Source organism: Roseateles sp. AC306 (assembly GCF_979253795.1).
In genome coordinates this window covers 323,348-347,171 of record NZ_CEEDEB010000003.1, presented here as the reverse complement: position 1 = coordinate 347,171, position 23,824 = coordinate 323,348, and the positions used below count along the sequence as shown (strand labels likewise).

The 23,824-nt window shown below is 61.3% G+C and carries 17 protein-coding genes; 8 read left to right on the top strand and 9 right to left on the bottom strand.

Translation table 11 applies throughout. From position 1 onward, the window contains the following. Positions 1 to 28: 28 nt before the first annotated feature. The gene (locus tag AC0IZJ_RS09620; protein ID WP_471849002.1) at positions 29 to 2,125 is read right to left on the bottom strand and encodes an ATP-binding protein; all 2,097 of its coding nucleotides are present in this window, start codon (positions 2,123 to 2,125) and stop codon (positions 29 to 31) included. 193 nt (positions 2,126 to 2,318) lie between these two features. Between AC0IZJ_RS09620 and AC0IZJ_RS09615 the strand changes: the two genes are divergently transcribed. After that, the gene (locus AC0IZJ_RS09615; protein ID WP_471849000.1) at positions 2,319 to 2,696 is read left to right on the top strand and encodes a response regulator; all 378 of its coding nucleotides are present in this window, start codon (positions 2,319 to 2,321) and stop codon (positions 2,694 to 2,696) included. Between the two features lie 120 nt (positions 2,697 to 2,816). Then, a complete protein-coding gene (locus AC0IZJ_RS09610) occupies positions 2,817 to 4,643 on the top strand; it encodes a sensor histidine kinase (RefSeq protein ID WP_471848998.1) in 1,827 nt (608 codons plus the stop codon). A 103-nt stretch (positions 4,644 to 4,746) separates the two neighbouring features. On the opposite strand, the gene AC0IZJ_RS09605 is transcribed toward AC0IZJ_RS09610, so the two are convergent. Next, on the bottom strand, positions 4,747 to 7,974 hold the full coding sequence (locus AC0IZJ_RS09605; protein WP_471848996.1) for a PAS domain S-box protein: 3,228 nt from the start codon (positions 7,972 to 7,974) through the stop codon (positions 4,747 to 4,749). Positions 7,975 to 8,142: 168 nt separating this feature from the next. Here AC0IZJ_RS09605 and AC0IZJ_RS09600 point away from each other — a divergent pair, with 168 nt between their 5' ends. Further along, positions 8,143 to 8,478 carry a PilZ domain-containing protein gene (locus AC0IZJ_RS09600; protein WP_471848994.1) on the top strand — a complete coding sequence of 112 codons (336 nt, stop codon included), beginning with the start codon at positions 8,143 to 8,145 and terminating at the stop codon, positions 8,476 to 8,478. Positions 8,479 to 8,522: 44 nt separating this feature from the next. Here AC0IZJ_RS09600 and AC0IZJ_RS09595 read toward each other — a convergent pair whose 3' ends face one another. After that, entirely contained in the window at positions 8,523 to 10,547 is a 2,025-nt protein-coding gene (locus AC0IZJ_RS09595) for a PAS domain-containing hybrid sensor histidine kinase/response regulator (RefSeq protein ID WP_471848992.1), read from the bottom strand. A gap of 615 nt (positions 10,548 to 11,162) precedes the next feature. Here AC0IZJ_RS09595 and AC0IZJ_RS09590 point away from each other — a divergent pair. The 5 genes from AC0IZJ_RS09590 to AC0IZJ_RS09570 all read left to right on the top strand — a co-directional run bounded on the left by AC0IZJ_RS09590 (position 11,163) and on the right by AC0IZJ_RS09570 (position 16,815). Next, entirely contained in the window at positions 11,163 to 11,783 is a 621-nt protein-coding gene (locus AC0IZJ_RS09590) for a TOL_0243 family YfiR-like periplasmic protein (RefSeq protein ID WP_471848990.1), read from the top strand. Beyond that, positions 11,780 to 13,642 carry a sensor histidine kinase, YfiR-like protein-associated gene (locus tag AC0IZJ_RS09585; RefSeq protein ID WP_471848988.1) on the top strand — a complete coding sequence of 621 codons (1,863 nt, stop codon included), beginning with the start codon at positions 11,780 to 11,782 and terminating at the stop codon, positions 13,640 to 13,642. The genes AC0IZJ_RS09590 and AC0IZJ_RS09585 overlap by 4 nt, the downstream gene beginning before the upstream one ends. Next, positions 13,639 to 15,576, top strand: coding sequence for a TOL_0244 family TonB-dependent receptor (locus AC0IZJ_RS09580; RefSeq protein WP_471848986.1), 1,938 nt, complete (start codon positions 13,639 to 13,641; stop codon positions 15,574 to 15,576). Before AC0IZJ_RS09585 ends, AC0IZJ_RS09580 begins: the two co-directional genes overlap by 4 nt. A 151-nt stretch (positions 15,577 to 15,727) precedes the next feature. Next, entirely contained in the window at positions 15,728 to 16,141 is a 414-nt protein-coding gene (locus tag AC0IZJ_RS09575) for an antitoxin Xre-like helix-turn-helix domain-containing protein (protein ID WP_471848984.1), read from the top strand. Next, the gene (locus AC0IZJ_RS09570; protein WP_471848982.1) at positions 16,138 to 16,815 is read left to right on the top strand and encodes an RES family NAD+ phosphorylase; all 678 of its coding nucleotides are present in this window, start codon (positions 16,138 to 16,140) and stop codon (positions 16,813 to 16,815) included. Before AC0IZJ_RS09575 ends, AC0IZJ_RS09570 begins: the two co-directional genes overlap by 4 nt. A gap of 115 nt (positions 16,816 to 16,930) precedes the next feature. Here the strand turns inward: AC0IZJ_RS09570 and AC0IZJ_RS09565 are convergent, their stop codons facing one another. The 6 genes from AC0IZJ_RS09565 to AC0IZJ_RS09540 all read right to left on the bottom strand — a co-directional run bounded on the left by AC0IZJ_RS09565 (position 16,931) and on the right by AC0IZJ_RS09540 (position 23,775). Then, positions 16,931 to 17,824 carry a nucleotidyltransferase domain-containing protein gene (locus AC0IZJ_RS09565; RefSeq protein ID WP_471848980.1) on the bottom strand — a complete coding sequence of 298 codons (894 nt, stop codon included), beginning with the start codon at positions 17,822 to 17,824 and terminating at the stop codon, positions 16,931 to 16,933. Between the two features lie 13 nt (positions 17,825 to 17,837). Then, positions 17,838 to 18,782, bottom strand: coding sequence for a patatin-like phospholipase family protein (locus tag AC0IZJ_RS09560; protein ID WP_471848978.1), 945 nt, complete (start codon positions 18,780 to 18,782; stop codon positions 17,838 to 17,840). 28 nt (positions 18,783 to 18,810) lie between these two features. Then, a complete protein-coding gene (locus AC0IZJ_RS09555; RefSeq protein ID WP_471848976.1) occupies positions 18,811 to 19,950 on the bottom strand; it encodes a nucleotidyltransferase-like protein in 1,140 nt (379 codons plus the stop codon). 233 nt (positions 19,951 to 20,183) lie between these two features. Continuing rightward, entirely contained in the window at positions 20,184 to 20,945 is a 762-nt protein-coding gene (locus AC0IZJ_RS09550) for a hypothetical protein (protein ID WP_471848974.1), read from the bottom strand. 5 nt (positions 20,946 to 20,950) lie between these two features. After that, positions 20,951 to 23,317, bottom strand: coding sequence for an HsdM family class I SAM-dependent methyltransferase (locus AC0IZJ_RS09545; protein ID WP_471848973.1), 2,367 nt, complete (start codon positions 23,315 to 23,317; stop codon positions 20,951 to 20,953). Next, complete coding sequence (locus AC0IZJ_RS09540) at positions 23,314 to 23,775, bottom strand: hypothetical protein (protein WP_471848971.1); 462 nt, start codon at positions 23,773 to 23,775, stop codon at positions 23,314 to 23,316. Before AC0IZJ_RS09540 ends, AC0IZJ_RS09545 begins: the two co-directional genes overlap by 4 nt. Positions 23,776 to 23,824 lie beyond the last annotated feature (49 nt).

Genomic DNA, 23,824 nt, shown 5'->3' with positions numbered 1-23,824 from the left:
CGCGTCGTTTGCCACGAACGACGCGGATCTATGCCGGCAGGACGGCCCAGACGGAATCGTTACTGTCGGGTTGATGAGGCAAGCACAGGGTGAACGTCGTGCCGACATTCACCGTGCTTTGAACGGACAGCTGTCCGCTCATCAGTTCGGCAAGCCGGCTGGAGATCGCGAGTCCGAGACCCGTGCCAGGGACGCCGGTGTTTTCCGCACCGAGCCGTTGAAAGGGTTGGAAGAGAAGTGGTAGCTTTTCCTCTGGGATGCCCTTGCCGGTGTCCTCCACGGATAGACGCACCACGCCATCTTCGACGCCTGCCTCCACGGTCACCGTGCCGCCGCGTTGGTTGTATTTGATGGCGTTCGACAGGAGGTTGATGACGATCTCCTTGCACCGGGTAGCGTCGCCCCATGCATGGAGGCCCCCGTCTTGTTCCATCCGAACGTCGAGGCGGACGTCCATCTCCCGAGCCGACTCGCCGACCAGCTCGATGCAGGTCCGAACCAAGGGGCCAAGCTCAATCTTCTTGATGTGAAGCTCGACGACGCCGGCTTCGACCTTTGCGAGGTTCAGCGTTTCGTTGACCAGGGCTAGGAGCCACTCGCCAGCGCGAACGATCTGCCCGATGCGTTCGCCGGACCTGGGATCGCTCGCGGAGTTCTCGATTTGCATCAGTTGCGCGAAGCCGAGAACGGCATTCAAGGGCGTCCGGAACTCATGGCTCATGTGGGCAAGGAACTGGCTCTTGGCCTTGTTGGCCTGCTCAGCGGCGGCGCGCGCGAGGCGGTGCTGTTCGACCTGACGCGATGCGGTCACGTCGACCAGGGTGATCACGAACGCCGCCTGATCGACACCCGCCTCCAACAGCGGCCTGCATTCTGCAAGCACATAGATCTCGCTGCCATCCAGATGCACGAAACGAAACTCTGCCTGACGCGGTTCCTCATCGGCGATTCCTACGGCCCACCCTGCGACGACCCCCTCTCGGTCGTCGGGGTGCAAGGTGCGCTGCCAGCCATGGCCTAAGCAGTCGGCCATGTCCAGGCCGACGATGTCGCTCCCGCGTTCGTTGATGTATTTGAGCAGCCCAGATGCATCTGCGGTCGCGATGCCGACCGCCGAGGACTCCGCCAGGGCACGCAGCCGCTGCTCGCTAGCCCGGTTATTGAGTTCGGCCTGCTTGATCGCAGTGATGTCGGTAGCGGTGCCCACGATGCTGTGCACAGTGCCGTCGGGGCGTCTTTGCAGAACAGCGTCACAGCCCTGAAACCATCGCCAGGTGCCGTCCGAGTGCTGCATCCGGTAAATCAGCTCTGCAGTCTCATCCCCCTGAAAGCCAACCACCCGTGACATGTGCTCGACGAAGCGCTTCTGGTCCTCCGGATGCATGAAACGGCTGATGGGGTCTGCATCCGACGTGACATCGCCGACGTCGTGGCCGAGCGCACGCGCGACGGCGCGGTTCGTGAAGACGCAGCGTCGCTCGACGAGGTCGTACACGTAGACGACGCTTGGCATGATTTGGGTGACTTGGTCGCTGAAGCGCTTGGCCTCGCGAAGGTCCTCGATGACCTGCTCATAGGCTTGCCGGAGTCGTCCTTCGCTTTCCTCTCGCTCGCGGACTTCCAGGCACAGCCGATGCGCTGACCGGCGCAGCTCCAGCTGGACGGTGACTTGCTTGGCCAGCACCGTCAATGCCCGCCGGTCCAGATCCGACAGCTTGCGCGGAACCGTATCAATGACATTCAGGGTACCAAGCGCCTGGCCATCCGCTGTGATGAGGGGCGCGCCGGCGTAGAAGCGAATATGCGGCTCTCCCGTCACCATGGGGTTGTCCTTGAAGCGCTGATCGCTCAACGCGTCGGTGATCTCAAACACCCCGGGCTGCATGATCGCGTGGGCGCAGAACGAGATGGCTCTGGGCGTCTGTTCAAGGTCCAGCCCGTGACGGGACTTGAACCACTGACGCGTCTCGTCGATGAGTGACACCAGCGAGACCGGCATGCGAAGGAGCGCCGCAGCCAAGCTGGTGATGTCATCGAACGTCGCTTCTGACGGCGTGTCCAAGATCTGGCACTGGTGCAGCGCTTCGAGGCGCTCGACCTCTTTCGTCGGGACCGGTGCTTCCATGGCGCCACCTTGGAGGGATGCGCGGCAGGCGCAGAATCAAATGACTATACGGCGCCCCCGGTGACGCGCGCGGACGTTAGGCCCGGCGTTTGCCGCGTGGGCCGAGCTATCCTTCAACCGGACGGGCGGGTAGCTTGCCGTGTGAGACGTCGCAAGCGCATCGGCGACGTTCGCAGCCTGACGATCGAGAGCCATGATTGCCAAGAAGTTTTTCGAAACCCTGTTTTCTACGCATCCAGACGACCCGCTGGCGGCCTTCCATGTGCTCATCGTCGACGCCGACAGGGAGTCCTCGATAACGCTCTCCCAGCGCTTTCAGGGAGGAAGCCGAACTGTGGCTTGCGCTTCCACGGCTACTGAGGCGTTGGTTTCTGCAGCCGAGCATCAGCCCGCTCTTGTCCTCATCGACGTCAACGCAACCGGCTTTGATGGTTTTGACTTGGCATCGGCGCTCAGGGGGAAACTCGCCGAGGCCGCCGTCCTGGTCGCTGTATCCGGATCGGCTGAACCGGCAACGCTCGGGCCCTTTGATCTTCAGATGTGCAGGCCGACTGCTTCGGGGCGCTGGTAGAACGTGTTCGCCTTGTCTTAGGTACGGCGGGCGACGAGTAGCGGTCTACGGCGGGGCACGCCATGTGGACGGCCCAGGACGGGTCGCTGCCAATGGGGGCATGATTCGGCATGACGCGCGATGCTGCGCACCTACAAGAGGGACAGGGTGGACTTGATTTTTAAGGCGCTGAGCGCGATCGAACACCCAGCCTTTGCTTGCGACAGTACTGGCCGTGTTGTCGGCTTGAACGCGGCGTTCGTCAAGTTGCTGCCCAGCCAAGGCGAGGAACGCGGCGGAGCTTGGCTTCAGCGCCTTGGCGACAACGCCAGAAGCCGCTGGCTTGCAGGACTTGCCCGGGGCGCACCGTTCAGCGACCTCATCCACTTGGCCCAGGCAGAGGGAGGATGGCAATACCAAGCCGTACCCATGACGACTGGCTCGGATGGCGTCCATTGGCTTGTAGCTATCGCGCCGGAAGCTCCGAGCGACCCACTTGCTTCTGGACTGGTTGAGCTCAGCCTCCATGCGGCGGTGCGCGCCGGCCGCATGGCGCTTTGGGAATGGGACCCGCAAAGCGGGGTCGCACAGTGGAGCCCGCAAATCTACGACCTGCTCCGGCTGCCAAGAGGTTCTGGCCAGGAAGCGGGCGAGCGCTTTTTGCAGATGGTGCACCCCGAGGACGCGCCCAAGCTGGAGGCGTTGGTAGAACGAGCCGGCGCAACCGGAGGGATCGATCCGTTTGTCTTTCGGGTTTGTGCCGGTGATGGCACCGTGCGGTGGGTCATGTCATGCGCCCAGGCCGCGCAGGTACCGGGCCAGCCGATCGCTCGGCTGGTGGGCGTCAACATCGATGTGACGGATACCGTCGAAGCCGAGCAGCGGCTGGACAGTGCGCGTACAGCACGGGAGCGTCAAGAGCGCATCGTCGGCGCGGTCATGGAGCATGCCCCGGTTGGAATCGCCGTTGCGCTCAATGGCGAGGATCAACTGGCACATGTCAGTCGGTTTGGCATGGAGATGCTCAAGCATGCCCCGGCCGATGAGCACACCTGGGACGCGTGGCAGGTCTATCACGCGGACGGTGAGACACCCGCGCGCAAGGAGGAAATGGCTCTCTGGCGAGCGACGCGAGGCGAAGTGATTCGCAACGAGGAATGGTTGATCAGGGCCTACGACGGCAGCCTTCTTCCCGTCAGTTGCAATGCTGGGCCGATACGGTCCGTCGATGACAACATCATTGGAGCGACGGTGGTCTGGTACGACGTGACGCCGTTCAAGGAGGCGCAGAAACAGCGGGAGTTATTCCTCGGGGCGGTATCGCACGAACTGCGGACTCCCTTGAGCGCCATCCTTGGGTGGACCGAGGTTCTGCGAGCTTCGCGGGAGCCGGCGATGCTGGACCGAGGGATTGCTGCCATCAAGCGCAACGTGGAGACACAGGCCCGACTGGTTGACGACCTGCTCGATTTCACTCGCATGACGGCCGGAAAGCTGGAACTACAGCAAGCCGATGACGACTTGGCGCGCATCGTGGCCGCTGCGATCGACACCGTGGCTCCCATTGCATTGGGTAGCCAAGTCACCCTTTCATGCAACGCTCCCTCTGTGTCGCTGCCTATCCTTGCCGACGAACTGCGGCTGCAGCAAGCCATCTGGAACCTGCTGACCAATGCCGTCAAGTTCTCTGGTCCCGGCGGACTTGTGGAGGTCCATCTCGACCTCGTAGACGAGTTTGCGCGGCTGAGCGTCACCGACCATGGGATTGGGATCGCAGCGCAGCACCTGGATCGCGTGTTCGATCACTTCTGGCAATCGGGCGCCAGCAAGTCTGGGCGCACCGGTGGTCTTGGGCTTGGCCTGGCCATCGCAAAACACATCGTGCATGCGCATGGAGGTCGCCTGGACGCCAGCAGCCCAGGGGAAGGACTTGGCGCGACTTTCACACTGACGTTGCCCCTTCGATAGCGCCGCACCTTTGTCCGGCTGACTCCGACCGTGTACCGATGTTCTCACTTGGGCGTTGGGCCGCCGCGGGCGAAACCTCTACATACGCATCGGCTGCGCCCCTTCAACTACTGAAGCCGCGCGCGCCTGCACTGATTGCTTGGTGCCTATCGCGTTGCAACTTTGCCACCAAGCCGGTCAATATCTCTGCTTCCACAGGCTTGACGAGGTGGTGATCAAAACCTGCATCCGCGCTTTGTTGCAAGTCCTTTTCCTGGCTCCATCCGGTCAATGCGATGAGAACCGTGTCCTCGCTCCAGGCCTCGGATCGAATCCGGCGGGCAGTGTCATAGCCGTTCATCGTCGGCATACCGATGTCGCACAGCACGACGGACGGCCTGAACACTCTGGCCACTTCGACACCGGCCGCTCCATCGTAAGCAGTACGGACTTCATGCCCCCCGATTTCCAGAATCAGGCTGAGCGAGTCCGCAGCATCAGCGTTGTCATCGATAACGAGGATGCGGCGAGGTCCAGAGGGCTCCGCCCGTTCTGATGACGCACGTGGTGCCGCGTCGGCTGACGTTGGAGCAGCGATGGGTAGGTGCACCCTGAACTCACTTCCCTTGCCTTCTCCGTCGCTGCGCGCCTCGATAGCACCGCCGTGCAGTTCGACCAGCGCTTTGGAAAGCGACAACCCGATGCCAAGTCCCCCGGTCGACTTCTCGAGCGTGCGATCCACTTGGCTGAACATGCCGAACACCGCATCAAGCATGTTCTCCGGGATGCCGATGCCGTCATCAGCGACGGTCACCTGCACCGCGCCTTCGTGGTCGGGCACAACTGAAACCCGGATGTGGCCTCTCGCCGGCGTGTACTTGGCCGAATTGGTCAGCAGGTTCGACACCACCTGTGCCAGCCGGATCGGATCGCCATCCACGTGGATCGGAACTTCCGGCACAGCGACCGAAAGTTCGTGACCCTCTTGCTCGATCAGGGGCAGGCTGGTTTCCAACGCGGCCGAAATGATCGCGCGCAGTTCCACGCGCTCACGCCGGAGTTGTAGCTTGCCTGTGGTCACCCGGCTCACGTCGAGCAGATCGTCAACCAATCGGGTCATCTGTGTGAGCTGGCGCTCCATCATCGAGCGGGCTTGCGCGACAGTGCCTTCTGCTCCCGCGAGCTGGATGATCTGAAGGCCATTGCGGATCGGCGCCAACGGGTTTCGCAGCTCGTGAGCCAAAGTCGCCAGGAACTCATCTTTGTGCTGGTCCTGCTGGCGAAGCTGTCCAACAAGCCGCTCCCGCTCTTCCTCGACGTGCTTACGGTCCGTGATGTCGGCGACCGTTCCGTCAAGGCTGACGAGCCTGCGCATTCCTTCGAGCGTGTAGTTCGCGCGCCCCTTGGCGAAGACCCAGCGAACTGACCCGTCTGGGTGGATGACGCGGTGTTCCTCGGCATAGAGATCGGAACCCTCGGGTCGAGCCGCCGCGGCCACCGCGGTTGCGATGTGCTCTCGGTCGGCAGGATGAATCGCCGCGAGCACCTGGTCGTAGTCCATCGCCTCGGTGGAGCCGGTGAAGATGCGGCGAAACCGGTCGTCCGTCGTCAAAGTGTTCGTCACAAGGTCAAGGTGCCAGGAACCCAACTCTGCGGATTCAAGAGCCAGACGCCGGCGCTCCTCGCTTAGCCTCAGGCTCGCTTCAGCCCGCTTCTGCTCGCTCACGTCCAGCGTCACCCCATCAAAGCGGGTTGGGGTGCCATCCGGCGCGTAGAACGTTCTACCAATGGCCCGCACCCACCTCGTTGCCCCGGACGTCGGATCCACTGTGCGGTAGTCGACGTCATAGTTGGTCTTGCCCGAGATGCTTTGGTCAATGGCCAAGCGGGTGGGCTCACGATCGGCCGGGTGAATGCGTTCGTAGAACGTCTGAATCGTGACGAGAGCGTCCGGCGGGAGGTAGAAGTGAGCCCTGACGAGATCGTCCCACTGGAGCACATCAAAAGGAAGATCGCAGTACCAGAATCCGACACCACTGGCACGGCGCACGAAAGCTGCTCGCTCCTCGCTCTGACGCAAGGCGGCTTCGCTCCGAGCCCGTTCGACTGCCGCCCACGTCCGCTCGGCCGTCTCCTCGATGACGGCGATTTCGTGCTCGGTCCATTCGCGCCGGTCACGAACGTGCACGGTCAGGCCAGCCACGAAGCGCCCTCCCTTGACAAGGGGTACGTCGACGTGGCCACGCACCTCGATTGACGCAAATGCCGCTTGCTCGTCATTTGGCCTCCCTGGTTCGGTCGTGGCGTCGGCTTCGACAACCGTCTGGCCCGCAAGCAGCGAAGCCAGCAGGGTCGGGCCGAACGAACTGACCGGGTACCTGCCGGCAAGCGGCCGAACGCCAGCGACGTGATCTCGCTCGATGACGTAGTCGTCCCCGCGGATCTCGAAATACACCACTCGATTCGCACCGAGCTTCTCGCCGAGCAAGCGGCTTGCCTCGGCCTGTATGGTCACCGGGTCATGCAATGGGCGGATCGCGTCCGCCAGCGTGACCAAAAAACGCTGCCTTGCCTCGTTCGCCTTGAGCTGCTCCTCTGTAGCCAGACGATCGCTGATGTCGCGAAAAACCAGCACGCTGCCGGTGATCTCGCCATCCGTGCGGCGGATCGGGGCAGCGCTGTCGTCAACCGGCCGTTCTGTGCCGTCTTTCGCGATCAGCAAGGTATGGTTTGCAAGGCCAGCGACATGGCCTTGCTTCATGGCTCGAAGTGCGGGGTTATCGGTCGGCAACCGGGAAGATTCGTTGACGATGTTGAAGACACGCGTCAGCGGCCGCCCCTCCGCCTCAACGTTTGTCCATCCAGTCAGCGATTCCGCGACGGCGTTGAGGTAAGTGACGCGACCGGTCACGTCGGTCGTGATGACCGCGTCCCCGATGCTGGCCAGGGTCGTACGCAGTTGCTCCCGTCGCTCGGCGGCTGCAACGAGAAACTCCGCCGTCTCGCTGCGCGCTCGCCTCATCGCATGCCCCATGGCCACCACCACGAACGCCGCGATGCTGTAGAACCCGACTCGGACTATCACGCTGCCTTCGCCCGGGTCAAAAATGAGCATTGAGAACAGGGCTCCTGCAACGAGCGTGAGTACGGACGACGACGTTCGCCCGAACCAAGCGACAGCTGCCACGGCCAAAAAGTAGGTGACGAACGGGTAGTTTTGCCCCAGCACCACCCCGAGAGCAAACGAAATAGCCGTAGCCATCGCTACCACCATGACGGCAGCAGCATGGTCACGCCACGCCGCGCGGATATTGCTTACCGGTTTAGATGTGTCAGCGGGCATGCGGGTCATAGCACCAAGCTTGCAGAGCGGCGGGTTGGCATCCGGTGCAGGTCAAGCGTCTTCGGCTCCAGGCACATCCCGGATGCGTTCGCCGTAAATCCTACTTTGTCGCAACCCTCGAGCAAGAAACCTCGCAACCGCCCACCCCCCGTGTCGCGGCTCGGTAGGATCAGAGCGATGAGCAGGTTAGATCAGGATCGGCGGACCGCGCCACGGCGGGTTCTTCGCACACGTGCAAAGCTGCTGTTGAAGGGTGGGCTGCACCTGGATGTTCGCACTCTGGATCTCAGTTCGGCAGGCATGGGCATCTTGAGCGATGGGCCGCTGGCGCCAGGGTCGACTTTCATGCTGCGTTGCCTCGTGCCAACTGGCGGCGAACGGAAGGAATTGGTAGTTTCCGCACGCGTCATCCACAGTGTTTTCAGCGCTGCTGAGGGCGGCTTTATTGTCGGCCTCGCCTTTGTCGCTCCATCGTCGGAGGTCGCCGAACTCGTTGCCCGCGTGCTTCGTTGAGAAGCAGCCACCGGCGTGTTGACATCCAGAGTTGCGGCCATGAGCTAGCGGCCCACCAAATCCGAGACCATCAGCATCAGTTCAGCGATGTCGAAGGGCTTGGCAATGTGGCTCTGAAAGCCAGCCAGAAGGGCTCTCTTTCGGTCCTCCGCACGCGCGAAAGCCGTCAGCGCCACCGCTGGAATTCTTGTGCCGGGCGTTTCCTTCGCCCGAAGCGTTCGCATCAAGTGGTAGCCGTCCATGCCAGGCATCCCCACATCACTGATGATCACCGCCGGACGCCGCGTCTCTAGCGCCTCAAGCAGCTCAGCTCCAGAACCGAAGGTAGTCACTACGGCACCTTGCTCTTCGAAGACTCGGTGCAGCAACTCGCGAGCGTCCGGCTCATCGTCGACGACGAAGAGATGCACGTCGCTCAACCTCGGCAAGGATAGAAGTTCTCCTGGACTGGTCTCAACGGTTGGGTGTTCCCGCTCCCGCTCGTCTTCCACCTGGATGAGTGATAGTGGGAATTCGACGAAAAACGTCGTACCCAGCCCTTCGCCTGGGCTATGTACTCGTATAGACCCTCCATGAAGCTCTACCAGTTGCTTGGAGATGGCCAAACCCAGCCCTAAGCCGCCGAACTGGCGTGTGGTCGACGCGTCCCGCTGGGCGAACCGTTCGAACACCTGGGGGATGAAGCTCGCGGGAATGCCGATGCCGGTGTCCGTCACGCTGAGCTCGACATGCGAATTCACGCGCTGCAACAGCACTTCGACACGCCCGCCTTTGGGTGTGAACTTCACCGCGTTGCTCAGCAGATTCCAGATCACCTGCTGGAGACGAGCCGCATCGCCGTTGACCAGGATGCGGCTGGAGTCAATCACGTTGACCAGGCGGATGCCCTTTGCGTCGGCGCCAGGGACCGCTGAATCGACGGCGGCCATCACCACGTCTTGCAGCGCCACCTGCTGCAGATTGAGTCTGACCTTGCCCGTGACGATTCTGCTGATGTCGAGAAGGTCGTCGATGAGCTGGACTTGTGCCTTGGCATTGCGATCAATGACCTCGTAGGCCCTTTGACGACGCTCGGGTGTCAGGTCGGGGGTTCGCAGCAGGATCTGCGTCCAGCCCAGGATGGCGCTGAGCGGGGTACGCATCTCGTGAGAAAGAGTGGCGAGAAATTCGTCCTTCACACGAGTCATTCGCTGGGCGGCCATTCGAGCGCTGCGCTCTGCATCGAGCAGGGCTTCGCGCTCCGCCGTCGCAGCCTCGATCGCCTCGAAGCGCTTGCTTTGCGTCAGATCGCGCGTGAGCTTCGCAAAGCCGACCAGGCGGCCATCGTCATCGCGCAGTGCCGTGATGGTCACGTTGGCCCAGATCCGGGTGCCGTCCTTGCGTACGCGCCAGCCTGTGTCGACGAAGCTGCCCTTCTCAGTCGCTTCGCGCAGCTCGTGCTCGGGCCAGCCACTTTCCACCACCTCCCTGGGGTAGAAGACGGAAAAGTGCTTGCCAATGATGTCTTCGGCCGCGTAGCCCTTGATCCGCTCGGCGCCGACATTCCAGGTCTCGACGTGGCCATTGACATCGAGCATGAAGATGGCGTACTCGGACACCCCTTCTACGAGCAGCCGGAAGCGTTCCTCGCTGCGGCGCAGAGCTTCTTCATGATTGCGTCGCTGTGTCAGGTCCCGGGTGACCTTCGAGAAGCCCACCAGCGCACCGGTTTGTGGTTCCCGCATGGCGGTGATAACCACGTTGGCCCAGAAAAAGCTGCCGTCCTTGCGAACACGCCAGCCCTCATCTTCAAAAGAACCAACCCGGCTGGCCATTTGCAACTCGAACTGCGGAAGGCCGCGCTGAAGGGCTTCTTGCGGGTAGAAGACCGAGAAGTGCTGACCCAAGATCTCTTCTCGGGTGTAACCCTTAAACCGCTCGGCGCCAGCATTCCACGTCAGTACATGCCCCGTCGGGTCAAGCATGAAGATTGCATAGTCGCGGACGCCCTCGACGAGTAGCTTGAAACGTTCCTCACTTTGGCGGAGGTGCTCCCTGCCTTCCGAGACGCGGTGATCTTGTGTCGTCATCAAGTTAGCGCAAGCGCGTCAGTTCAAGGGCAAGCGAACATGGTCCGAAGCGGAATCGACACGCTACGCCCCGAGCGCTCGTTTTGATGTCAGACAAGTCCCTATCGCGCTCGAACCAGCGAAATTGCGCTGGCAACGGCCTCGGCCCCAGCAGTACCCTCCTGCCAACATGACGATCGACCAGTCACCAATCGAAGCAGTCGACTTCTGAAAGGTCAGTGAGGTGGGACTTGGCCGCGCTGGGGCGCCCATGACTCTGATCGCGAAGCACCAACTGGCTTAGAAGCAGCCTTGTCCGGTGTTCCCGCTGAGCGAGGCTTGACAGTCGTCCGGAGGTCCGGTCTTGGCCGGGCAGCTGGCTCTCGGCAGCTCCAGGAGCGACGGAACGGTCCGAGGTATCTACGTTGGTCATACCCAGGTGGGAGCAGGAGCGAAGAAGGCATCGACGGAGCAAACGGCGTGCCCTACATTGGTGCCAGGAAGAAGAGCCGCCCTTGCGCTGCAGCAGAAGGAGGCGGCACGGGTACGTGCCTTACTCGCCTGTGGCTAGAGCACGCCTCTCGCAGAAGCGTTGCATATATGAGGTAACGTGCCGGCCCTGGCACAGGGGCAGCGATGAGTGAATTTTTCGCCCGCCTCTGCGGTCGTCCAAGGTCGGGCGCTTGGGCGACGCTGATGTGGGCCGGTTCCGCAAAACGGGGCGCTGCTTGTCTGGCAGCGGCCCTGCTGCTGCTTGGCGAACTCGCCAATGCGCAGGCGGTCGTTGCATCGGATGCTCAGGTAAAAGCGGCCTACCTTCAAAAATTGCCTGGATTTGTCGAGTGGCCGGCAGAAGCCTTTCCCACACCGGACTCACCGATCCTGATCGGCGTCGCCGAGGCGGACGCCGTCTACGAGGAACTGAGCCGACAAGCCGCTGGTCGGCGTGTTCTGGGGCACGTGATCGAGATCCATCGTCTTGCAAACGGTTCGCCGCTACCGAAGCTGCACGTGCTCTACGTCGGAAGCGGGACGGTAAGGGACGTTCAACGCACGCTGGCGCAGGCTGCCGCACAACCTGTGCTGACCATCACCAATTCTGCGAACGGCCTCGCAGGGGGCGCAGTGTTGAACTTGGCCGAACTGGATGGCCGCATCCGTGTTGAAGCTTCATTGCCTTCTGCGGCCAGGAACGGTCTGAAGCTCAGTTCCCGCCTGCTGAGCGTCGCCAGCAAGGTTGTAGAGGCCTTGCCATGACGGTCCGGTCACTTCGTTCCCAGCTCATGAGAGCCGCCATGCTGACCACGGCGACGGCGCTTCTGCTCAGCGCCGGTGGAATGCTTGGCTACGAGTACTTCAGCTTTCGAGCTGAACGTGAAAAGGATCTGCGCGCGCAGGCCGAGCTGCTGGCACGTGCCGTAGCGCCGGCGCTCATGTTCAGCGACGCGAAAAGCGCAGAGCTGCAGTTAGGTTCTCTTCGCCAGAAGCCGGGATTGCTTCGAGCGACTGTGCACGACATCAACGGTGCGCGGTTCGCCATTTATGAAGCACAGGGGTCAGCTGCAGGTCGGGCAGCAGTTGCATTGCCCTGGGATGTTCCAGCCGTTCGGCATGAAGGCTCGTTGCTGGAAATCGTGTACGCGATCGACCATGACGGAGAACGCGTCGGCACCCTGGATCTGGTCGCAGAACACGACATCGGTTCACGACTCGTCAACTACGCGGCGATCCTTGGATTGGTGGTGCTCGCCAGCCTCGCATTGGCTCGGTTCGTTTTCGGCCGTCTGCAGCGCGCGGTGACGGAACCGCTGCTTGCCGTCACGAAGGTCGCCAAGCAGGTCATGGATGAGCGTGATTGGCGGCTGCGTGCGGACAGCAGTCCAACGAGCGAGGAAATCGAGGTCCTGGTCAAGTCGTTCAACGGGATGCTGGCCGAGGTGGAAGCCGCACAGGACCAGTTGCTCGCCGCTGATCGCAAGAAGGATGTATTCCTTGCCACGCTGGCGCACGAACTGCGGAACCCGCTGGCACCGATGGTCAACGCGGTCCAACTGCTGCAACGGGACAACCTTCCACCTGCGGTGCGAGGGAAAAGCCATGAAATTCTTGCTCGACAACTCCGCCACATCGTTCGGATGATCGACGATCTGCTCGACGTGTCGCGGATCACGACCGGCAAACTTGCCCTTCAGAACGAGCAGGTCGACCTCATCCCAATCATCCGGTCGGCCGTGGAACTCATCGAGCCCGTGGCGCGCGGCCGTGAGCAGGAGATCCGAAGCGATCTTCCCGACGCGCCAGCAATGGTGACAGGCGACAGCACGCGGCTGCAGCAGGTGTTCTCGAACCTGCTGACGAATGCTTCTCGCTACACGCCAGAGGGTGGGCGCATTGAGGTGTCCCTGCACACCCAAGATGGGGAGGTTCTCGTCTCGGTGCGCGACAACGGTATCGGGATCGACCCTGCGATGCACGAAGCCGTGTTTGAGATGTTCACGCAGGTAGACAAGCGGTTGGAACGTGGTAACACCGGCCTGGGGATCGGGCTCACGCTGGCTCGCCAACTCGTGCTGCTTCACGGCGGAGCGCTCACGCTGTCGAGCGGGGGTGCTGGTAAAGGCTCCTGCTTCACGGTGAAGTTGCCAAGAATTGCAAGGGTTCAGGTCGAGACACCTGCTGCGCCGCCGCCCATCGAGCCGACTGCGACCACTTCATCGCGCTTGTCAATGCTGATTGCCGACGACAACGTCGACTTTGCCGAAAGCATCCAGACCATGTTGCAGCTCGCAGGTTACGCGGCCGACATCGTCCATGACGGCGAGGCCGCGTTGCAGGCGTGCTTGGCGCAGCGCCGGGACGTTGCAATTCTGGACATTGGTATGCCAGCGCTCAATGGATACGACGTGGCGAGAAGACTGAACGATGGGCAGATGCGTCCGCATCTTCTCGTCGCCATCAGCGGCTGGGGACGAGCTGAGGACAAGAGCAAAGCAGTGGAGGCTGGTTTCGATTACCACTTCACCAAGCCGCTTGACCTCGAGGAGTTGTTCCCGATTCTTGAAAGCCTAAAAACCAAATCGGCGACAAGCGTCTCACCCGACGCCACACTTCAATGAGCTTGAGAAGAAAAATGGCTGGCCGGCAAAGCTGCCAGCGGCCTAAGGAGCTACTCGGTCTGTGGGCAGCGTGCTGCGTCTTCAGCGCGCACGCCGCCGCCGACGGTGGCGGCGAGCTGGTGGCGTCCTACAAGGGACGGGACTTGGTAGACCTCAGCCTCGAGGAACTGGCGAACGTGCAAGTGACGTCGGTGACCGGGCGTCCGGTATCGGCGCACGAGGCCGCGGCTTCCTTGTTTGTGATCACTGCGGATGACATCCGTAGATCAACCGCTCGCAGTTTCCCCGAAGCCCTCAGGCTTGCCCCGAACCTTCAGGTGGCGCGCCTGAGTGCCAACCAGTGGGCAATCAGCGCCCGCGGTTTCAACAACACCATCGGCAACAAGCTGCTGGTGCTGGTCGACGGTCGAACGATCTACTCACCGCTCTTTTCTGGCGTCTTCTGGGACAGCCAGGAATTGCTGCTTCAGGATATCGAGCGGATTGAAGTCATCAGTGGGCCCGGTGCAACGCTGTGGGGCGCCAACGCGGTGACCGGTGTGATCAACGTCATCACCCGGTCGTCGTTCGACACCAGCGGAACACTGCTGCTTGCCGAGGCGGGCGAAGGTGGCCATCAGGTTGCTGCACGGCAAGGCGGGAAGCTGGGTGACAACGGCGCCTGGCGGGCATACGCGATGCAGATCTCCCGAGACCGCACGGAGCTCGATGACGGCGTACCTCGCAGCGACCACATGGTCAAGAAGCAGCTCGGGGGGCGAATGGACTGGAAGACGGTCAATCACACGGCCACCCTGCAGGCGGATCTGTACGACGGACGGGGAGACGCGGGAAGCAACCTGGGTCCAGACGTTTCAGGCGGCAATGTCCTCGGCCGGTGGCAGCAGTTCAGCGACGACGGTTCAAATTGGCAGCTGCAAGCCTATCTGGATGTGGCCCGCAGGAATGACGACGTCATCTTCCGCGACCGCACGCGCACACTAGACGTGCAGTTCAACCACGTGCCGGTGGTGAGCCCGCATCACAAACTCATCTGGGGGCTCGGCTACCGGACAGCCGAGAGCCGTACGAGACCGACGGCGGTGGTTCGTTTCACCCCCGAAGAAAAGTCCCTGCGCTGGAGCAACGTGTTCGTCCAGAACGAGTGGGCGGCCACGCCGCAGTTGAGTTTGACTGCCGGAGTCAAGGCAGAGCGCAACGTCTATACAGGCACCGAATGGCTTCCCACGCTAAGGGCCAGTTACCGTTTGCACGAAAGCAGCATGCTTTGGGCGTCGGCCTCCCGTGCCGTACGGGCGCCGGCCAGGCTGGATCGCGAGTTTTTCTTCCCCGCCAACCCCCCGTACATCATCACGGGCGGCCCCGATTTCCAATCAGAGGTGGCCACGGTGACGGAGCTCGGATACAGAGGCCAGCAGCTCCCTGGCGTGAGCTACTCGGCGACGCTGTTTCACAGCAAGTACGAGCGCCTCCGGGCTGGACGCCAGGCGCCCACGTCCGTTGAGAACAGGGCTCGTGGCAGTGTGTCCGGTTTGGAGACGTGGACAAGCATCGACTTGCATCCGCGATGGCGCATGAGCGTTGGTTGGGTCCATCTGGCCAAATCGCTCACTGCAGATCAAGAATCCCCTCCATCTTCGGTTCCCAACCTTGGCAATGATCCAAAGAACCAATTAACGCTGCGATCGACTGCCACGTTGTTCGACAACGTTGAACTTGATCTCGCCGTGCGGCATGCGTCTGCATTGCCAGAGCCGGTCGTGCCGGCATACACCGTGGCCGATGTCCGGCTGGGCTGGCACGCCTCGCAATCGCTCGAGGTAAGCCTGGCCGTCAACAACATCGGTGACCGCAAGTACTCGGAGTTCTCGCCTGCTGAAGCAAGTCGATTTGGGCGGTCGGCGCAGTTGAGGCTCGTGTGGCAGATCCAGTAGGCACCGTCCGACCCGTCCTCATTCCGCCTCCCTTCGAGAGCGGCGCGCACGATCCTGACCCGCATCCTTCGAGGAGCATTCCTGAGAATACTTTCGTTGCGCGGAGATTCTATAGAATGCATAATGGTGCACGGGAAACCGGAGCAGCCCTATGCCAGCAGTACAGACGAAAACTCTCCACAAGGACCTGGGCACCGTAGACGCGGCCCGCGCTGTCCTGCGGGCGTTCTTCAACATCGCAAAGGCCTGGGGCCTGTCTCCGAGCGAACAGGAAGTCCTCTTGGGCGTCAGCCAGCCTACTTGCTATCGGTGGCGCAACGACCAAGTGGCCTCGGCGTTGTCGCCAGACACGCTGGAGCGGCTGGGATACATCCTGAACATCTACGCCGCTCTGCAGATTCTGCTGCCGATTCAGGAGCGAGCCGACGGTTGGGTGCGTGAGCTCAACACAGCGCCATTGTTCGGAGGCGCGCCAGCGCTCAAGCGCATGCTGGGCGGCCAGGTTGGCGACTTGAAAGTGGTTGCCGACTACCTCGATGCCATGCGAGGCGGCGAGTTCTCATGACGTCGACAACGATTCAGCTGCCATGGAACCCGACCTACCGCCTCATCCCCAGTCGATTCCCGCCTGTCTCGATTTTTGAAAAGGTCGCGTCCGTCCAGGACTTCGACACCCTGTATGCGGTCCAGGCTTTGGTGAACCCACGCATCCGCCAGGAACTTGGGCAGATCGACCTGGTGCCGAAGGATGACCGCGTTTTCGGCAACGGGAGCTCGCCCGTCATGGCGGCGTTCTGCCACCTGAACCCGGAAGGTTCGCGTTTCAGTGACGGCACCTGGGGCGTCTACTATGGAGCGCAGACGTTGGAGACGGCGGTGGCCGAGGTGAGCTACCACCGCTCAAAATTCCTCTCAGCGACTTCGCAGCTGCCCATCGATGTCGACCTGCGTTGCTACGTCGCCAACGTGCAAACACCTCTGGTCGACGTGCGTCAGTTGGACGCCATCCACGATCCGAACAGCTATGCCGCCTCCAGAGAACTGGCGAAGGTGCAACGAGCCAACGGTGCGACTGGCTTGCTGTATCGCTCCGTCCGCGATCCGGATCGCGAATGCGTTGCGGTGTTCCGTCCGCCGGCCATCAAGGTACCCGTGACCCAGGGGCCACACGTGACTCTGTGTTGGGACGGTCAGCGGATCAGGGCGTGGTACCGCAAGTCCGACGTGCACTCCCTGTAGCAAGCTGAGTTAACGCCTGACGGATCACTTCGAATCTCTCATGCACGACGGTGACCCGGTTCGATTGATAGGGGCCATAGAACCAACCGACAGCATCCGGGAAGTTTCTACGGCGTCACCAGGCGTTCCACAGATCCACGGCCGCGTCGACGAAGGCGTCACAGTTGGCCTGGTTCCAGCAAACGTGGTGGCCATCCCGCAGCAAGTAGTACTGCTCGTTAGCGCAGACCAGGTCTTTCTTGACAGCCTCACTTCGGTACCAATTGATCGCATTGGCGACACAAGTCTGGTAGTCCGAGTGAAATTTCTCGCTCGGCACGTTGTAGAGCAGCCCTTCGAGGTAATAGGACGGGGCGCTTCCCTTGGCGATCAAGCCATCTTCGACCAGCCGGCTCCTCATGTTCTTAAACACCCGCGCAACCGGTTTGAACCACTTGGACGTGTCCTTGTGCTTCTGCGTCAGGTTGGCGGAGTGCTGTCGTGGGTAGTTGGCGATGGGGTCGCCCTTGGCATTGTGAAAGCAGATGCCCTCGGTGAACTCCGAGTCGCTGACCGATTTGAACTTGGTGTACCGGCGGAACTGGATGGCCGCGATCACATCGGCTTTGCGCCGGGATCCGTTGGCGTCGATGGCGATGGCCTTGTCGCCAACTCGGGCCGCATGGCCGTACTGGTCGACCAGCACTTTGACCACGTCGGCCTTGAACTCGACGTGTGTGTAAGCGGCGTCGGTAAAGGCTGTCTTGTAGGCCGCCTTTTCTTCCTCGGAGAGACGATCGATATCCCTCTGAAAACAGTCGGTGAGGCAAATGACGATGTCCACGTCGCTCTCGGCGTAGATGTTCGTGTCGTTGCCGTAAGAGCCTTGCAGGAAGACCTTGAAGTTCTTGCCGGCGTACGGCGTATCGCTGCCCTCCAAGATGCCTTTGATGCTGTTGTATGTGGTCGACGACTGCGTGATAGACCCTTGGTGCGACCACGTATCGAGTTGAGATTCAGGGATGGCCATGGTTCGACAACCTTCAGAGCAGAAATGCGGCTAGTTGCTTTTCGTGCGCCGAGAAGGACTCGCGGCCGCGTGTGAATAGGACGTTCAATTTGCTAACGTCGTGCTCCAGCAGGTCGGTGGCCATGGCCGGCTGGGTAAAGGCGTCGCTGATCCGGACGGTGGGCACGTCGTGGAACAGCACCTGACGCAGCTGGTCCATGGACTGGGTATTGATTTCCAATGTCTTCTGCAGCAGTTCGACACCGTAGAGGAAGTTCTTGGCGAACCACATACTGAGCTTCTTAGGCTCTGGATAGATCCCACAGCCGAGGCTGACGATCCGGATGTCCTCGCGCGCCCGCTTGAGCGCTTGCACAGCGTCAGCGATTGCATACAAGGTCGGGTTGTTGGCGCAGTACCCACCGTCGATCAATTCGATCTGCTCGCCCGTCGACGTCGTGACCGTGGTCCGCTCGAAGAACGGGTAGGCAGAACACGACGCCTGCACAGCATCTGCGATTCGCACGCCGAAACCTGGCACGAACGTCGCGGCACGCCCATGCGCCTGCTCGACGCTGCCCTTGAAAATCATGGGGCGCTCGCTCAACCACTTTGCGGCGACGATGCCGACGCGGGTTTTGACATCGGTGAACGCGGCGTCGCGGAACACCTCGTTGGCCAGTTGGTTGAGTGCCCTCGTACGGGTTGCCCGCCGGCGGTTGGACATCACCTTAGGAACATGCTCGCGATAGAGCGCCAGGATCTCGTCGACCGATTTGCCCAGTGCGATCAGCGCCGCGATGATGGATCCGGTGCTGGTTCCGAAGATCAGGTCGAACTTCTCATGTAGCGGGCAACCGCTCATGGCCTCGATCTCTTTGAGCACTCCCAAAGTGTAGAAGCCTTTGGCGCCTCCACCGTCCAGCGTCAGGACGCGCAGCGGCGTTGCTGGCGCGTCCACGGTATGCAGGTTAGTCATCACTTCCTCACTCAGTGACCCGGCGGTGTCAGGCGGTTGCAGTCACGGATCGCAGCGTGGACCTCAGCCCGTCCATCGTCAGCTTGGACGGGTCAGCGACGCCATGCTCTCTCGCGACCTGACGGACCAAGTCGTCCATCTCGACTGACAGGCTTGTGAGCCCTTCGAACTTTTTGTCGGTGTCCAGAATGGCGCGAAGTCCATCCGGTGTCTTGAGCTTTTGGGCCTCTGTGCGATGCACCGCCAGGTAGTCGAGGTGGCGCTGTGCCTCTCCAAGGATCGACAGCTCGGAGACGATGCCGTAGCGGAGCCACAGCTCGTTGGCGTGGTACATCAAGGCCGCGATGTCAAAGCTGGGCAGCGCAACGGTGCGGCCGTCGGCTTCCATGTCGGCCTTCAGCTGCTTGCACAGGCGTATGGCCTTGCGCAAGCCGCCGTAGGTGGCGTTGCACTGCTCCGTGATGCGATGGATATGCAGGAACGGCAGGTTCTCGATCGTCTTGCCGTCGCTGGCATCAAGGATGGTGACGCCACGGTCTCGCTCGAGCTGCGACAGCTGGTACTCGCCGGTGTCATGCCAGTGTGATGGAACGACGTCGACAACGCGCCGAAGTGATCCCCCCGAAACGCTGACCGCCTTCGAGCCGGGCTCCACCTTCGCCCGCGGAAACGCGTCCTCCAGGCTGGTGATGATGCCGTGACGAAGATTTGTCAGCACCATGAACGACATCCTGGCAGGCTGCCCAAGGTATATGCCGCGACCGGCCATGACGCCGTGGCGTTCGTAGGTGAGATGACTTCTATCCAGCGCCAAGAGGTCGACGTCACTGACGCGTCGGATATGGACATCGAGTGCGACGGAGCCCTGGATGCGGTACTCGGTCGGAATTCCTCGTGCAGACAATCTCGGCTTGAGTTGATCCTCAACCCGCTTGGCCTCCTCACGGCTCACCCGCGTGTACTGTGCGTCGACGGGCTGCATGGCCCCGATCGCATAGGCAGTAAACGGCTTGTTCTGGCGCTTCTCTTCCCACGACTCGTTAGATGGAGTCAGCGACTTGATCAACGCGTCGCGAGTCTCCGCCGCGTCCAGCAGCGTCCGCGTCGGACGGTCATCACCCACGCGGCGGGCGCGCAGCTGGATCAACCGCTTCTGTATGTCGGCCATGCGTCCTCCCTGGACTTGCTCGTTCTAGTCATTCCCCTGAGTGTTCTTGCGCACTAGGGGTTGCTCGGCATGATTCGCAATGTTAGCCGCGGTCAGGGACCAGTGGCCGTTTGTGCGCTGCGTCGTGCTCAGCGTTCATAAGACCGTGGCGATGATGGCGCCGTGACGCCGATGGCCGTGCCACGTTGCGCCTGATAGCTGGGTGTCTGAAAAGGACTGCTGCTGGCCTGCGTTCAAGCACCCATCACAAAAGCGAACTGACCCTTGATGTAGTGCGCGCACGAGCTGATCCACGAGACAACCTCCTGGGTCGTGCTGATCCTCGGCCCGGCCCGGCCGTCGGTCACATGCCAGTTCGCGGCCATGGCAAAGTGGAACTTGTGCATTTGCTCTATGGACAGGCCATATGCCGGTGTTCCGATTTGAGGCGCCACAGCTGTGGTTACTGCCTCGGCTATTGCGAAGTCTGCGAACGTGGAGACCTCGGCAGCTTTCTCTCGTCCCGAGAAAGTCTGGAAATCGATTTCCTCGGATAGTCCCACATCCATGCCTCGGGGTGCATGCACGTTCCAGTGCGGCTGCGCGTGGGCGAGCTCTGCGTCGCGCACGTCCCATTCCGCACGGAAGCACAGGTGAGCTGCGTCGGCGGTCGTGCCCTGCAAAAGCTTGAGGCTTATGTGCTTGAGCATAAGAGGCGTCCCGTACTCCGACTCGAGTTCGACAACCAACCACGCAGATTGCCTGTCGTCGACGTAAATCGGTAGAGCCGGCAGAGGACCCTTGCGCCCTTGAACAGTGGGTGAGCTGGGCTGTCGAATATAGACAAACTGCCGTTGCCCTGACTGCTTGTTCGTTTGGTCGAGGAATCCAAGGCCAAGGGCATTCGTCAATGCCGTACAAACGTCCCTATAGAACTTTTTGTCATCACCGATCTGCAGCCCTTCCGGAACTGAGACGAGTTTGTTCTGCCTCTTCTTTCCCCTGCCGCTTGCCATGATGCTCAGCCCGCCTTAGAACCGAATCCCAACGCTTTGCGTGCAAGGCGGTCTAGAGCCTTTTTGTCCCACTCCTCACCCTGGGCCATCCTCTCGCCGATGTAGCACAACGGCTCAAGCAGTGAGTCAGGTAGTCGCTGCGCATCGATCAGCGGCATCCTCTCGACAAAGCGCTTCGACAAGTTCCATTGGCCACCAGAAAGGTTGTTCGAGACGCCGGCGAGCAGGGTGTTCGTGATCGGCGCATTCAACGTGGCAACTATCGCTACCAGATGCTGTTCGGTCAGCCCTTCTCGCTTGGGTTGCCAGCCGTAGCCCTGAACGACGACTAAGTCGCCGACCCTGTCCAGTGCAAAAGATCCTGCCAACCCGAAGTAGGTAGAGATGATCTTTGGGCGCCGCGCCACTTGCCAGCTGCGGTACTCTGACAGACGCCACCAGTTCGCCTCCGTGATGCGCGCGCGCTGAATCAGAGCCTCGCGATACGGATAGAGCTTCGCCTGAAAGTAGTGCGGCAGCTTCTTCTTGAGGTCGGCCTCGGACGTGATCGTCGGCACACCCTCACCGTAGGGGTAGAAGACCCATGTTCCGGGGAAAATCTGCCCGTTGCGAATCGTCTCGTTCACGACGCCGGGACGGAAGAACTGCTGCTCGTTCTTCGGCAGCGCACGGTATGCGTCGTTGTCCAGCAAAAAGGCAGCGTTCAGCCCGGTGATAGCGCCCTGCTGGACCGAGAACCGATCTCCAACGAGCAGACTGTCCGACATGGCAGACAGCACGTTTGCCGACTCGTATGGCCGCGGCGCCCAGTCCTTGGCAGACTGAAGCGATGGGACGCTATAGATGCTGAAGTTCTTATGGTCTTCAAGGCACTCTGGAGCATGCGGCATGTCATGACGTCGGAGAGCGCGCAAAGCGTGATCGGAAGAACCGCTGGCATGGTCTGCCCAAACTAGCAGCGTAGGCTCGATCACTGGCTGCATAGCTCTCCGCTTCAGGATGAGCAGCGCGGGGTCGACGGTGACGTCCGAGAAGACCGCTTGATTGCCAAGTCGTGCAGACAACTCAACGGTATTCTCGGCCAGCAGAAATTCCCTCAGAGGCGCCGACGACGTGCCGTCAAGGAACGAGGCGGGCAGTACCGCTCCGAGCACTGCCGACGGAGACAACGACTCCGCTGCAAGCCGCACAAAAGCGGACGCCATATCCGGGCGCTTGGAGTGAGTCTCGTCGAGCACACGGCTGACCGTCTTTTGCTGCGACGGCTCCATGTCGAGCCAGGACACGAACGGTGGATTCATGAGGCAGACGTCGACGTCCGTCACCCAGGCCTCTCCATCCAGGGCATCACGATGAACGATGTTGATCGACAGCGAGCCGCTGAACGTGGCCGCTTCCGCCGCCAACCCGAACCGAGCCATCAGGCACGCGGGCGCCGAGATGTCGTAGCCGGTGATCGTGACCGTCCCTTTGAAGCCCCCTAGTGCCAGTTGACGAACCGCTTCTCGCAGGAATTCGCCGCTGCCACATGCCGGGTCGAACACGTGGATATGCTTTGACTTCAAATCGACTCGGGTCAACGTCTGTTCCGCCAGCGTACGCACCAGCGGTGTAGGCGTGAAGAAGGCCCCTAGAGCCTTTGAGGCGGGGCCTGCGACCTTAACCTGTCCCCCGAAGAACATGTCCTCCTGAATAGGTGCCAGCGCGAGGTAGTGGGCTTCTTGAAAGATTCGCCCGGAAGCGTGCCTAACCATCAACGAGATCGACGGAGGCTTGCGGTTGCTCAAATCAGGCCGCAGCAACTGATCAACAACCATGTCGATGCCGACTGCTGTGAGCAGCGATCGAGCCGCTTCGGAAGCCTCGACAGCTTCCGGCCAGTGCGCGGCAAGTGACGACCTGCCATCCTGGCTCTTCAAGGCTGCATTCAGAACCGCCATAAACGCCAGCATCGCCTCGCGGTCGCCATCTTTGCGACCACGTGCTCTTACAGCACGGTAGACCGATACGGCGCGCGACACCACTGAGCGTTCACGTGGCGCCTGCTTTGATTCGATGTATCGCTGGAAAACGTCCAACTTGGACGCCACGTCAGACACGTTGTACTGCTCGGCCCATCCCACAGCTGGTTGGTCCCAGCGCAGGAGGCTCAGCTTGTCGCCTCGAACGGAAAGGTAGTGGTCAACGTCAGCGGACCATGCAAGTTGTGCCCCGACGGACGGGTCCGGACTGGCCTCGTCAACGTCAAGGCAGAAGTTGCCCTTGCCGCCGTTGAGCATCACATAGGAACGCTCCTTCGAGACACCGAACAGCGGCACCGGGAGATACCCAAGTTGTCTGCGCCAAACATCTGCCTGTGAAAGATCGTTCACAGCGCTCTCCTCATTTTTGTCTTAACTGACACAGGCGGCAGTCCTACGAGTTCCATCTGAGTCCCTGCTTCCTGCTCGTTGAGGCGGTCTTCGAGTTCCTGGATCGCGGTGTCCAACGGAAACACGATGACCGCCTCGGCCAAGTGTTCAGCGCTAAGCGCCTCGTGTGCGGTGACCCGCCCATCGCATGTGACTCTCAACAGCCGGCGGCTCGGCAACGCCCACTGCGCCGCGCACAAGCCGAACAGCGTTTCGGACTGCGGCGCTAGTGCACTCACGTCCATCCGGAATTCCCGAACCAGCCGTCGCACGACGATGAGCCCGACGATTTCTGCCCTCGTATAGGACGGTGAATGCCCCCGCTTGCCCGCCAACGAAGGCATCAATTTCTTCCAATACCGCAGCGTCTCTCCGGTGATACCGACGAGATCCAATGCTTGAGCTGGCGTGAAGCGCACGGGGCAATTGTACTTACTGACCTGTTGTTAACAACGAGTTGTTTTGGCG

Coding starts and splice junctions, on each gene's coding strand:
- AC0IZJ_RS09620 (WP_471849002.1), bottom strand. CDS start 2,125: ATGGAAGCACCGGTCCCGACGAAAGAGGTCGAGCGCCTCGAAGCGCTG.
- AC0IZJ_RS09615 (WP_471849000.1), top strand. CDS start 2,319: ATGATTGCCAAGAAGTTTTTCGAAACCCTGTTTTCTACGCATCCAGAC.
- AC0IZJ_RS09610 (WP_471848998.1), top strand. CDS start 2,817: ATGCTGCGCACCTACAAGAGGGACAGGGTGGACTTGATTTTTAAGGCG.
- AC0IZJ_RS09605 (WP_471848996.1), bottom strand. CDS start 7,974: ATGACCCGCATGCCCGCTGACACATCTAAACCGGTAAGCAATATCCGC.
- AC0IZJ_RS09600 (WP_471848994.1), top strand. CDS start 8,143: ATGAGCAGGTTAGATCAGGATCGGCGGACCGCGCCACGGCGGGTTCTT.
- AC0IZJ_RS09595 (WP_471848992.1), bottom strand. CDS start 10,547: ATGACGACACAAGATCACCGCGTCTCGGAAGGCAGGGAGCACCTCCGC.
- AC0IZJ_RS09590 (WP_471848990.1), top strand. CDS start 11,163: ATGAGTGAATTTTTCGCCCGCCTCTGCGGTCGTCCAAGGTCGGGCGCT.
- AC0IZJ_RS09585 (WP_471848988.1), top strand. CDS start 11,780: ATGACGGTCCGGTCACTTCGTTCCCAGCTCATGAGAGCCGCCATGCTG.
- AC0IZJ_RS09580 (WP_471848986.1), top strand. CDS start 13,639: ATGAGCTTGAGAAGAAAAATGGCTGGCCGGCAAAGCTGCCAGCGGCCT.
- AC0IZJ_RS09575 (WP_471848984.1), top strand. CDS start 15,728: ATGCCAGCAGTACAGACGAAAACTCTCCACAAGGACCTGGGCACCGTA.
- AC0IZJ_RS09570 (WP_471848982.1), top strand. CDS start 16,138: ATGACGTCGACAACGATTCAGCTGCCATGGAACCCGACCTACCGCCTC.
- AC0IZJ_RS09565 (WP_471848980.1), bottom strand. CDS start 17,824: ATGGCCATCCCTGAATCTCAACTCGATACGTGGTCGCACCAAGGGTCT.
- AC0IZJ_RS09560 (WP_471848978.1), bottom strand. CDS start 18,782: ATGACTAACCTGCATACCGTGGACGCGCCAGCAACGCCGCTGCGCGTC.
- AC0IZJ_RS09555 (WP_471848976.1), bottom strand. CDS start 19,950: ATGGCCGACATACAGAAGCGGTTGATCCAGCTGCGCGCCCGCCGCGTG.
- AC0IZJ_RS09550 (WP_471848974.1), bottom strand. CDS start 20,945: ATGGCAAGCGGCAGGGGAAAGAAGAGGCAGAACAAACTCGTCTCAGTT.